At 62.7% G+C, this 11,598-nt stretch carries 8 protein-coding genes and 1 pseudogene; 1 reads left to right on the forward strand and 8 read right to left on the reverse strand.

Features of this window, described 5'->3' with window-relative positions:
- Positions 1-38: 38 nt before the first annotated feature.
- The 5 genes and pseudogenes from LRS11_RS17040 to ppsA form a co-directional block, all read right to left on the reverse strand.
- Positions 39-1,034, reverse strand: a complete 996-nt coding sequence (locus tag LRS11_RS17040) for a zinc transporter ZntB (protein WP_260494080.1) — start codon at positions 1,032-1,034, stop codon at positions 39-41.
- A 57-nt stretch (positions 1,035-1,091) separates the two neighbouring features.
- Positions 1,092-1,580, reverse strand: coding sequence for a ribonuclease E activity regulator RraA (rraA, locus tag LRS11_RS17045; RefSeq protein ID WP_260494081.1), 489 nt, complete (start codon positions 1,578-1,580; stop codon positions 1,092-1,094).
- A gap of 29 nt (positions 1,581-1,609) precedes the next feature.
- Entirely contained in the window at positions 1,610-1,909 is a 300-nt protein-coding gene (locus LRS11_RS17050; protein ID WP_260494082.1) for a Rieske (2Fe-2S) protein, read from the reverse strand.
- 75 nt (positions 1,910-1,984) lie between these two features.
- Positions 1,985-2,954 (reverse strand): annotated as a pseudogene (locus LRS11_RS17055) (alpha/beta fold hydrolase).
- A 139-nt stretch (positions 2,955-3,093) separates the two neighbouring features.
- Positions 3,094-5,466, reverse strand: coding sequence for a phosphoenolpyruvate synthase (gene ppsA, locus LRS11_RS17060; protein ID WP_260494083.1), 2,373 nt, complete (start codon positions 5,464-5,466; stop codon positions 3,094-3,096).
- A gap of 154 nt (positions 5,467-5,620) precedes the next feature.
- On the opposite strand from ppsA, the gene LRS11_RS17065 reads away from it, so the two are divergent.
- On the forward strand, positions 5,621-6,439 hold the full coding sequence (locus tag LRS11_RS17065; protein ID WP_260494084.1) for a pyruvate, water dikinase regulatory protein: 819 nt from the start codon (positions 5,621-5,623) through the stop codon (positions 6,437-6,439).
- Positions 6,440-6,493: 54 nt separating this feature from the next.
- Here the strand turns inward: LRS11_RS17065 and prpF are convergent, their stop codons facing one another.
- The 3 genes from prpF to prpC all read right to left on the reverse strand — a co-directional run bounded on the left by prpF (position 6,494) and on the right by prpC (position 11,595).
- Entirely contained in the window at positions 6,494-7,681 is a 1,188-nt protein-coding gene (gene prpF / locus LRS11_RS17070; RefSeq protein WP_260494085.1) for a 2-methylaconitate cis-trans isomerase PrpF, read from the reverse strand.
- Positions 7,682-7,810: 129 nt separating this feature from the next.
- Entirely contained in the window at positions 7,811-10,420 is a 2,610-nt protein-coding gene (gene acnD / locus LRS11_RS17075; RefSeq protein ID WP_260496941.1) for a Fe/S-dependent 2-methylisocitrate dehydratase AcnD, read from the reverse strand.
- A gap of 14 nt (positions 10,421-10,434) precedes the next feature.
- Entirely contained in the window at positions 10,435-11,595 is a 1,161-nt protein-coding gene (prpC, locus tag LRS11_RS17080; protein ID WP_260494086.1) for a 2-methylcitrate synthase, read from the reverse strand.
- Positions 11,596-11,598: the final 3 nt, after the last annotated feature.

Genomic DNA, 11,598 nt, shown 5'->3' on the forward strand with positions numbered 1-11,598 from the left:
ATGTTGCCTAGACGTGCCCCTGTCCGGCGGGGTCACATCTACAGCCAGCGTAATCGGCGGAACAGCCACCATTGGAATGTGGCAACAGCGCCGATCAATACACAGGCAATCAGGAAGCCATACGTACTGTCCGCACCAGGGATGCCGCCGACATTGATCCCGAGCAGGCCAGTGATGCAGCTGATCGGCAGGAAGAAACCGGTAATGATGCCGAGCCAGTACATGGTGCGTCCCATGTGCTCGCTCATGCGCCGGTGTTCGGACTCCAGCACCAGCCCTACTCGCTCACGAACCAACTCCAGCTCTTCCAGATAGCGAGTCAGGCGATTGTGCAGCTCGTTCCAGTAGCTGGTGTCGCTGGCAGCAAACCAGCTGAAACCATTGCGCAGCAACTGCGCATAGATATCGCGCTGCGGTGCGAGAAAGCGTCGTAACCCGGCGGCGCGCCGGCGAATCTGCAGCATCAGGCTGTGATCCGGTAGATAGCGCTCATTGCTGTCCAGACGCTCTTCTTGCTCGTCAAGCTGCTCGGACAGTTCGCTGACCAGGGTGTCGACACGATCCGTGAGGTTTTCCGCGAGGAACAGGATCAGCTCGGCCGGGCTCTTCGGGCCCAGGCCTTTCGCCAATTGTGCGATCAGCTCTTCGGTTGCGCGCAGGGGGCGCAAACGCAGGGAGATCACTCGCCGTGCATCAGCAAAGATGCGCACGGAGACCATGTCTTCCGGCTCTGCACCGGGGTTCAGGTTGATCCCGCGCAGAAACAGCAACAACTCATCGGCAGGCAGTGCCAGCACTCGTGGCCGGGTGTTTTCTTCCAGCAGCAGGTTGCAACTGAACTCGTCGAGCCCACTCTGGCTTCGCAGCCAGGCCTGCGCCTGCGGATGACTGCGATCCCAGTGTAGCCACAGGCTTTCCTCAGCCTTGAGCTGCAAGCCATCCAGCTCTGCACGGGTAATGCCACGCGCACCGCCCCGCCCATCGAGGACGAAGGCGTGTACCAGGCCCCACTGCAGGTTGTCCTGCTCAATCATCCGTAATCACTCTGTCTGGTGGCGAGCAAGCCCGCAGCCGGCCGGGCTTGGCACCTTTTATTCAGGCATCTTCAGGGCTTGCGGTGAAACGATGATGCCGTTGTTGTCGGCATACACGAACTCGCCCGGACGGAAAGTCACGCCGCCGAAAGTGACAACCACATTGAGATCACCGATGCCGCGCTTGTCGGTCTTCATCGGGTGGCTGGCCAGGGCCTGCACACCGAGATCGGTTTGCGCCAGGACATCGACATCGCGCACGCAACCGTAGATAACCATGCCTTCCCAGCCGTTCTTCGCGGCTTTCTCGGCGATCATGTCACCCAGCAGGGCGCGGCGCAGCGAGCCGCCGCCATCGACCACCAGGACTTTGCCCGCACCAGGCAGGTCGGCCTGGGACTTGACCAGGGAGTTGTCTTCGAAGCACTTCACCGTGACGATCTCGCCACCGAAGGAATCGCGCCCGCCGAAGTTGGCGAACATAGGCTCAACCACTTGCACCAGTTCCGGGTAGGCGTCGCACAGGTCGGGAGTGATGTATTGCATGGGAAAGCTCCTTTTAGTGAAGAACAGCGTCAGACGTCGATGCCTATGCGATCCCCCGCATAGGCCAGTTTCAGTTGCTTCAGGCCAGCACAGGTGGCATTTAGCGGCTGCCCGCTGAGCAGATCGAACTCGACCCCGTGACGCGCGCAGCGCAGCACCGTACCGACCAGCGTAGCGTTGTGCAAGGGTGCGCCCTGGTGTGGGCAGCGGTTCTCCAGCAGTACCGGCTGACGATCAATCACCAGCAACAACAGGCTGCGCCCGCTGACCTGAAAGGTCTGCCGATAACCATCATCAAGATTGATCAGGCGCTCAAGCGCTACAAACATGGCGGCACCATGCGGAGAATTGGCCGGCATTGCCCTTGCCTGCCATCTTAGCCGCAAGCTTGAGCGCTTGGCACCTCAGTCGTGAGCCAGCCCGGCCGGCAATTGCCCTTCGCGCAACCAGCGCTCAACCAGCGGCCAGACTTCCTGTTGCGCGTCCTTGCTGACCAGCATTTCAACGTGACCATAGTCGCTGTTGAAACCCTTGCTCTTGGCCAACTCGAGGAACGCCCGAGGGGCTGCGATGAATTGCTCATAGAGTTTGCGGCACGCCCAGGTCGGGTCCTGCATATCACCGGCGGCGCTCACCGCCAGCAATGGCATGCGCACCTCGGCCATGCCGGCCCACCAGTCGCGCTGCTTGTCGCCAAAGCGACCGAACAAGCGGTGCCAGCGCAGGCTCTCGCGCACCAGACCAATCGGCTCGTCTTCCGGGCCGCGTTTCAGGCGCGAACCGGAGACATGGCGAAAGCCCTTGAGTAGCAGACGACTGCCCCACTCCACCGGCGGCACCTTGAGCGGCCAGTAGATGCGACTGATCTGACTGCCAAACAGCGCCGCGGAAGCGACATCCTCCTCGCCCAGATAATGCCCGCCCAAGGCCGCCGCCAGGGTAATGCCACCCAGCGAGTGGCCAACCCAGTGGGGGGGCCTGGCCATTCTGCTCACGGACAAAGGCGGCAATGGCCGGCAGGTCGTAGCGGGCATAGTCGGCCACGGTGTTGCGACTGTAAGCCTGGTTACGTGGCGACAGGCCGTGACCACGCATTTCTGCGATCCACACATCGAAACCGGCACGCGCCAGATAAGGGCCCAGGCCGATGCATTTGGGCGAATACCAGAAACGTCGATTGGAGAAGCTACCGTGCAGCAGGATCACCGGCACGCCGCGATTTTCCTGGTTGGCATGACCGAGCCGGGTCAGCGCCAGTTCGACGGAATAGTCGGGGCTGTTACCCGGTTTGAGACGGTAGACATCCTCACTCAGATCGCCGCGTAATTCGGCGCTGATCAGGGCGACGGGGAATAACTCGCTACTGCTTTGCATAGTCGTTCTTGCACAAAAAAGTTGCCGGGAGCAATTGCTGGCGTTGCCCGCAGGGCCGGCCCAGAGGGTTTCTGCCACGGATGGCAGGACACAAAAAAGGGCGGAATTGCTCCCGCCCTTCAGTGCTGGTGGCGTTAACTCAGGCTGGCTGGCTTTCCGCGAGGAAGAACCAGGTATCCAGCACCGAGTCAGGGTTCAGCGACACGCTCTCGATGCCCTGTTCCATCAGCCACTTGGCCAGATCCGGATGATCCGAAGGGCCCTGGCCGCAGATGCCGATGTACTTGCCGGCCTTGTTGCAGGCCTGGATGGCATTGGCCAGCAGCTTTTTCACTGCCGGATTACGCTCGTCGAACAGGTGCGCGACGATGCCGGAGTCCCGATCCAGGCCCAGGGTCAGCTGGGTCAGGTCGTTGGAACCGATGGAGAAGCCGTCGAAGAACTCGAGGAACTCCTCGGCCAGGATGGCGTTGGACGGCAGCTCGCACATCATGATGACCTTCAGGCCATTCTGCCCGCGGGCCAGGCCATTGGCGGCCAGCAGATCGACCACCTGGCTGGCTTCGCCGAGGGTGCGCACGAACGGCACCATGATCTCGACGTTGGTCAGGCCCATCTCGTTGCGCACTTTCTTCAGCGCGCGGCATTCCAGCTCGAAGCAGTCGCGGAACGACTCGCTGATGTAACGCGAGGCGCCACGGAAGCCGAGCATCGGGTTCTCTTCTTCCGGCTCGTAGAGCTTGCCGCCGATCAGGTTGGCGTATTCGTTGGACTTGAAGTCCGACAGACGCACAATGACCTTTTTCGGCCAGAACGCTGCGGCCAGGGTGCTGATGCCCTCGACCAGCTTCTCGACGTAGAAGCCGACCGGGTCGTTGTAGCCGGCGATGCGCTTCTCCACGCTGTCCTTGATCTCCGCCGGCAGGCTGGCGAAGTTCAACAAGGCTTTCGGGTGCACGCCGATCATGCGGTTGATGATGAACTCCAGACGGGCCAGGCCCACCCCTTCGTTCGGCAACTGGGCGAAGTCGAAGGCGCGGTCCGGGTTGCCGACGTTCATCATGATCTTGAACGGCAGATCCGGCATGGCGTCCACGGAGTTCTTGCGGATATCGAAGCCCAGTTCGCCTTCGAAGATGAAGCCGGTGTCTCCTTCGGCGCAGGATACGGTAACGCCCATGCCGTCTTGCAGGACCTGGGTGGCGTTGCCGCAGCCGACTACCGCCGGAATGCCCAGCTCACGGGCGATGATCGCTGCGTGGCAGGTACGCCCGCCGCGGTTGGTGACGATGGCGCTGGCACGCTTCATCACCGGCTCCCAGTCCGGGTCGGTCATGTCGGAGACCAGGACGTCGCCCGGCTGCACCTTGTCCATCTCGGAAACGTCGTGGATTACCTTGACCTTGCCGGCGCCGATGCGCTGGCCGATGGCGCGGCCTTCGACCAAGACGGTGCCCTTCTCTTTCAGCAGGTAACGTTCCATGACGTTGGCGCTGCTGCGGCTCTTCACGGTTTCCGGACGGGCCTGAACGATATACAGCTGCTGGTCGTCGCCGTCTTTGGCCCATTCGATGTCCATCGGCCGGCCGTAGTGCTTCTCGATGATCAGCGCCTGCTTGGCCAGCTCGGTAACTTCGGCATCGCTAAGGGCGAAACGGGCGCGCTCGGCACGGTCGACTTCGACGGTTTTCACCGACTTGCCGGCCTTGGCTTCCTCGCCGTAAACCATCTTGATTGCTTTGCTGCCCAGGTTGCGGCGCAGGATCGCAGGGCGACCGGCCTCCAGGGTCGGCTTGTGCACGTAGAACTCGTCAGGGTTCACCGCGCCCTGCACCACGGTCTCGCCGAGGCCGTAGGCGCCGGTGATGAAGACCACGTCGCGGAAGCCGGATTCGGTGTCCAGGGTGAACATCACCCCGGCAGTACCGGTTTCCGAACGGACCATGCGCTGCACGCCGGCGGACAGGGCGACCAGTTTGTGGTCGAAGCCCTGGTGCACGCGGTAGGCAATGGCGCGATCGTTGAACAGGGAGGCGAACACTTCCTTGGCTGCGCGGATCACGTTGTCCACGCCACGGATGTTGAGGAAGGTTTCTTGCTGGCCGGCGAAGGAGGCATCCGGCAAGTCTTCGGCGGTTGCCGAGGAGCGCACGGCAACCGCCATATTGGCGTTGTCACCGGCCATGGCGGCGAAGGCGGTACGGATTTCGCTGTCGAGGCGCTCGGGGAACGGCGCGTCCATCACCCACTGGCGAATCTGCGCGCCAGTCTTGGCCAGGGCGTTGACGTCGTCCACGTCCAGCGCGTCGAGGGCGGCATGGATACGCTCGTTCAGACCGCTTTGATCGAGGAAGTCACGGTAGGCCTGGGCGGTGGTGGCAAAGCCGCCGGGCACCGAGACACCAGCACCGGCCAGGTTGCTGATCATTTCGCCCAGGGATGCGTTTTTGCCCCCTACGTGCTCCACATCGTGGACGCCGAGCTTATCGAGGGAAACTACGTACTCAACCAAGGTGAACTCTCCACTGTGTTCGGCCCAGCCGTGCAGCCATGCTGCGTCCTGGCTTTGCCTCAAGGAAATAAGTCACAATGCCGGCCAGTACGGGCCCGACAAAGGGGGCCTATGATAGCCAAGAATCGCTCCTGACTTAAGGCCTTTGGCGCAAATGAAACGAACCGCTTTCTTTATCTCCGACGGCACCGGCATCACTGCCGAAACCCTGGGCCAGAGCTTGCTGGCGCAGTTCGAAACCATCAGTTTCACCAAGCTCACGCGCCCGTATATCGACAGCGTGGACAAAGCGCGAGCGATGGTACAGCAAATCAATAATGCTGCCGAGAAAGACGGCGCCCGGCCGATCATCTTCGACACCGTGGTCAACCAGGATATTCGCGACATCCTGGCCCAGTCCAACGGCTTCATGATCGACATCTTCTCCACCTTTCTCTCCCCGCTCGAGCAGGAGCTGACGTCACACTCCTCCTACTCGGTCGGCAAGTCGCATTCCATCGCCAGCAGCAGCAACTACATGGAGCGCATCGAGGCGGTCAACTTCGCCCTCGACAACGACGACGGCGCCCGCACCCACTACTACGACAAGGCTGACCTGATCCTGGTCGGCGTATCGCGCTGCGGCAAGACCCCGACCTGCCTGTACATGGCCATGCAGTTCGGCATCCGCGCGGCCAACTACCCGCTGACCGAAGAAGACATGGAACGCCTGCAACTGCCGGCAGCCCTCAAGCCCTACAAGCACAAACTGTTCGGCCTGACCATCGACCCGGACCGGCTCACCGCCATCCGCCATGAGCGCAAGCCCAACAGCCGCTACGCCAGCTTCGCCCAGTGCGAATTCGAAGTCCGCGAGGTGGAAAACCTGTTCCGCCGCGAGAACATCCCGTACATCAACTCCACGCACTTCTCGGTGGAAGAGATTTCCGCCAAGATCCTGGTGGAGAAAGGCGTGGAACGCCGGCTCAAGTAACGCAGGCGCTACCGTTCAGCAAAAGCCCGGCCCAGTGCCGGGCTTTTTCATGCTTCAGAACGTGTCGCCTGGAACCCGCACCCAGCCTTCCATGAGGATGCGCGCACTGCGGCTCATGATGGCCTTCTTCACGACCCACTCGCCGCCAACTTGACTGGCTTCGGCACCGACCCGCAAGGTGCCGGAGGGATGACCGAAGCGCACCGCCTCGCGCTCGCCGCCACCGGCCGCCAGATTGACCAGGGTGCCCGGAACCGCCGCCGCCGTACCGATAGCCACCGCGCAGGTGCCCATCATGGCGTGGTGCAGCTTGCCCATGGACAGTGCGCGCACCAGCAGATCGACCTCGCCGGCCTCGACCGTCTTGCCGCTGGAAGCCTTGTAGCTCTTCGGCTGGCTGACGAAGGCGATCTTCGGCGTGTGTTGGCGGGTCGCCGCCTCCTCGGCCGTCTTGATCAGGCCCATGCGCAGAGCGCCGGCCACACGGATCTGCTCGAAACGCGCCAGTTGCGCTGGATCGCCATTGATCGCTTCACGCAACTCGGTGCCCTGGTAGCCGATGTCCTCGGCATTGACGAACACCGTGGGAATCCCGGCGCTGATCATGGTTGCCTTGAAGGTGCCAACACCCGGCACTTCCAGGTCATCGACCAGGTTGCCGGTGGGGAACATCGAGCCGCCCTCCTCGCCGTCGTCGGACGGATCGAGGAACTCCAGTACGATCTCGGCTGCCGGGAAGGTCACCCCGTCCAGCTCGAAGTCACCGGTTTCCTGGACCTGGCCATTGCTGACCGGCACATGGGCGATGATGGTTTTCTGGATATTGGCCTGCCAGATGCGCACCACGCACACACCGTTCTGCGGAATGCGCGCCGGATCGACCAGTCCGGCCTGCAGGGCGAAGGCGCCAGCGGCGGTGGACAGGTTGCCGCAGTTGCCGCTCCAGTCGACGAAGGCCTTGTCGATGGAAACCTGGCCATAGAGGTAATCGACGTCGTGATCGGGCTGGCTGCTTTTCGCCAGGATCACGCACTTGGAGGTCGAAGAGGTCGCGCCGCCCATGCCATCAATATGGGCAGAATAAGGATCGGGGCTGCCGATTACGCGCATGAACAGCTTGTCGCGCGCTGCGCCCGGCACCTGGCAGCGCTCGGGCAGGTCCTGCAGGCGGAAGAACACGCCCTTGCTGGTACCGCCACGCATGTAGGTAGCGGGGATCTTGATCTGGGGTTGCTGAGCCATGCTTCAGTCCTGGCTTGGTGAAGGTAGCCCGGATGCAATCCGGGATGGGGTGCTGCTCGCCACACCCGGATTGCATCCGGGCTACAGACTGACGACCCTCCCCCGTGAGAGAGGGTGTCAGCGCCGGCATCAGCCCTGGGAAGACTCGAGGAAGTCCTGGGCGAAGCGCTGCAGCACACCGCCAGCGTTGTAGACGTTGACTTCGGCGGCAGTGTCCAGACGGCAGGTCACCGGCACCTTGACCACTTCACCATTGCGACGATTGACCACCAGAGTCAGATCGCTACGCGGCGACACATCGCCCTGGATGTCATAGGTTTCAGTGCCGTCCAGGCCAAGGGTCAAGCGGGTGGTGCCCGGCTTGAACTCGACCGGCAGCACGCCCATACCGACCAGGTTGGTACGGTGGATGCGCTCGAAGCCTTCGGCGACTATCACTTCCACGCCAGCCAGACGTACGCCCTTGGCAGCCCAGTCACGCGACGAGCCCTGACCGTAGTCAGCACCGGCAACGATGATCAGGTTCTGCTTGCGGTTCATGTAGGTTTCGATCGCTTCCCACATGCGCATGACCTTGCCTTCCGGCTCGACGCGTGCCAGCGAACCCTTCTTCACTACGCCGTCAACAACGGCCATTTCATTGACCAGTTCCTTGTTGGCGAACGTAGCGCGCTGCGCCGTCAGGTGGTCGCCGCGGTGGGTGGCGTAGGAGTTGAAGTCCTCCTCCGGCAGGCCCATCTTGTGCAGGTATTCACCGGCAGCCGAGTTCATCTGGATCGCGTTGGACGGCGACAGGTGATCGGTGGTGATGTTGTCCGGCAGGATTGCCAGCGGCAGCATGCCCTTGAGGGTACGCTCGCCCGCCAGCGCGCCTTCCCAGTATGGCGGACGGCGGATGTAGGTGGACATCGGGCGCCAGTCGTACAGCGGGCTTTCCGCTTCCTCAATGGTGCCCAGATCGAACATCGGGATGTAGATCTGCTTGAATTGCTCCGGCCTCACCGAGGCGGCAACGATGGCGTCGATTTCCTCGTCACTCGGCCACAGGTCCTTCAGGGTGATCGGGTTGCCCGCCTTATCGGTACCCAGCACGTCCTGCTCGATATCAAAGCGCACGGTACCGGCGATGGCGTAGGCCACCACCAGCGGCGGCGAAGCCAGGAAGGCCTGCTTGGCGTACGGATGGATACGCCCGTCGAAGTTGCGGTTGCCGGACAGTACGGCGGTGGCGTACAGGTCGCGATCGATGATTTCCTGCTGGATCAGCGGGTCCAATGCGCCGGACATGCCGTTGCACGTGGTGCAGGCGTAGCCGACGATGCCGAAGCCGAGCTGCTCCAGCTCGGTCAGCAGACCGGCTTCTTCCAGATACAGCTTGGCGACCTTGGAGCCCGGGGCGAAGGAAGTCTTGACCCACGGCTTGCGCAGCAGACCCAGCTCGTTGGCCTTCTTCGCCAGCAGACCGGCAGCCACCACGTTGCGTGGGTTGGAGGTGTTAGTGCAGCTGGTGATGGCGGCGATGATCACCGCGCCATCGGGCAGCAGACCTTTGGCCTCCTCGACCTTGCCGGCCGCCAGCTTGGCTTCGTCGGCGATGCCGCGCTCATGCAGCGCCGAAGTCGGCAGGCGCTTGTGCGGGTTGGACGGGCCGGCCATGTTGCGCACCACGGTGGACAGATCGAATTCGAGCACGCGCTCGTACTCGGCGCTGACCAGCGCATCGGCCCACAGACCGGTCAGCTTGGCGTAGCTCTCGACCAGGGCCACCTGCTCCGGCTCGCGGCCGGTGAGCTTGAGGTAGTCGATGGTCTGCTGGTCGATATAGAACATCGAGGCAGTGGCGCCGTATTCCGGGCACATATTGGAGATGGTCGCGCGGTCGCCGATGGTCAGGCTGTCGGCACCCTCGCCGAAGAACTCGACCCAGGCGCCGACCACGCGCTCCTTGCGCAGGAACTCGGTGATGGCCAGCACGATGTCGGTGGCGGTAATGCCAGGCTGACGCTTGCCGGTCAGCTTGACCCCGACTATGTCGGGCAGGCGCATCATCGACGGCAGGCCGAGCATCACGGTTTCCGCTTCCAGACCGCCGACGCCGATGGCAATCACGCCGAGGGCATCGACGTGCGGAGTGTGCGAGTCGGTACCCACGCAGGTGTCCGGGAAGGCCACGCCGCCGCGCGCCTGGATCACCGGGCTCATTTTCTCCAGGTTGATCTGGTGCATGATGCCGTTGCCGGCCGGGATCACGTCGACGTTCTTGAACGCGGTCTTGGTCCACTCGATGAAGTGGAAGCGATCCTCGTTGCGACGGTCTTCGATGGCGCGGTTCTTGGCGAAAGCGTCCGGATCGAAGCCCGGAGCCTCCACAGCCAGGGAGTGGTCGACGATCAGTTGGGTCGGCACCACCGGGTTGACCTTGGACGGATCACCACCCTTCTCGGCGATGGCATCACGCAGGCCGGCCAGGTCGACCAGCGCAGTCTGACCGAGGATGTCGTGGCAGACCACGCGGGCCGGATACCAGGGGAAGTCCAAGTCGCGCTTGCGCTCGATCAGCTGCTTGAGCGAATCGGTCAGCGCCTCGGGCTCGCAGCGACGCACCAGCTGCTCGGCCAACACGCGGGATACGTAGGGCAGCTTGGCGTAGGCGCCCGGCGCGATGGCCTCAATCGCCTCGCGGGTATCGAAGTAGTCCAGCGCGGTGCCGGGCAGGTGCTTGCGGTACTGAGTGTTCAGCGGGCTGTTCATGATTATTTGCGATCCTTGAGCGGCACGAACTTGAGGTCCTCGGGACCTGTGTAGTTGGCGCTCGGGCGAATGATCTTGCCGTCGATGCGCTGCTCGATCACATGGCTCGACCAGCCAGAGGTTCGCGCGATGACGAACAGCGGAGTGAACATGGCGGTCGGCACACCCATCATGTGGTAGCTCACGGCGCTGAACCAGTCGAGGTTGGGGAACATCTTCTTGATTTCCCACATGGTGCTTTCCAGGCGCTCGGCGATGTCGAACATCTTGCTGTTGCTCTGCTCGGCAGACAGCTCGCGCGCTACCTCCTTGATCACCTTGTTGCGCGGGTCGGCCACGGTGTAGACCGGGTGACCGAAGCCGATCACCACTTCCTTCTTCTCGACGCGGGCGCGGATGTCGGCCTCGGCCTCGTCCGGGTTGTCGTAGCGCTTCTGGATCTCGAAGGCCACCTCGTTGGCACCACCGTGCTTCGGCCCGCGCAGGGCGCCAATAGCACCGGCGATGCAGGAATACATGTCGGATCCGGTGCCGGCGATCACCCGCGAGGTAAAGGTGGAGGCGTTGAATTCGTGCTCGGCATACAGGTTGAGCGAGGTGTGCATGGCACGTACCCAGGACTCGCGCGGCTTTTCGCCATGCAGCAGATGGAGGAAGTGACCGCCGATGGAGTCGTCGTCGGTCTCCACGTCGATGCGCTTGCCGTTGTGGCTGAAGTGGTACCAGTACAGCAGCGCCGAACCCAGCGAGGCCATCAGCTTGTCGGCGATATCGCGAGCGCCCGGGTGGTTGTGGTCTTCCTTCTCCGGCGATACGCAGCCCAGCACGGACACGGCAGTGCGCATCACGTCCATCGGGTGGGCCGACGGCGGCAGCTGTTCGAGGGACGCCTTGAGCGCCGCCGGAATACCACGCAGGGCCTTGAGCTTGGCTTTGTAGCCGGCCAACTCAGCAACGTTGGGCAGCTTGCCATGCACCAGCAGGTGAGCGATTTCCTCGAACTCACTGCGGTTGGCGAAGTCGAGCACGTCATAGCCACGGTAGTGCAGGTCGTTACCGGTACGGCCGACGGTGCACAGTGCCGTGTTGCCCGCAGTGGTGCCGCTCAGGGCTACGGACTTCTTCGGCTTGAAGCCGGTGGTGGTTTCGGGAGTGGCGCTCATAAC

It is taken from the genome of Pseudomonas sp. J452 (assembly GCF_024666525.1).
Classification (GTDB): domain Bacteria; phylum Pseudomonadota; class Gammaproteobacteria; order Pseudomonadales; family Pseudomonadaceae; genus Aquipseudomonas.

Coding starts and splice junctions, on each gene's coding strand:
- LRS11_RS17065 (WP_260494084.1), top strand. CDS start 5,621: ATGAAACGAACCGCTTTCTTTATCTCCGACGGCACCGGCATCACTGCC.
- rraA (WP_260494081.1), bottom strand. CDS start 1,580: ATGCAATACATCACTCCCGACCTGTGCGACGCCTACCCGGAACTGGTG.
- LRS11_RS17040 (WP_260494080.1), bottom strand. CDS start 1,034: ATGATTGAGCAGGACAACCTGCAGTGGGGCCTGGTACACGCCTTCGTC.
- prpC (WP_260494086.1), bottom strand. CDS start 11,595: ATGAGCGCCACTCCCGAAACCACCACCGGCTTCAAGCCGAAGAAGTCC.
- prpF (WP_260494085.1), bottom strand. CDS start 7,681: ATGGCTCAGCAACCCCAGATCAAGATCCCCGCTACCTACATGCGTGGC.
- LRS11_RS17050 (WP_260494082.1), bottom strand. CDS start 1,909: ATGTTTGTAGCGCTTGAGCGCCTGATCAATCTTGATGATGGTTATCGG.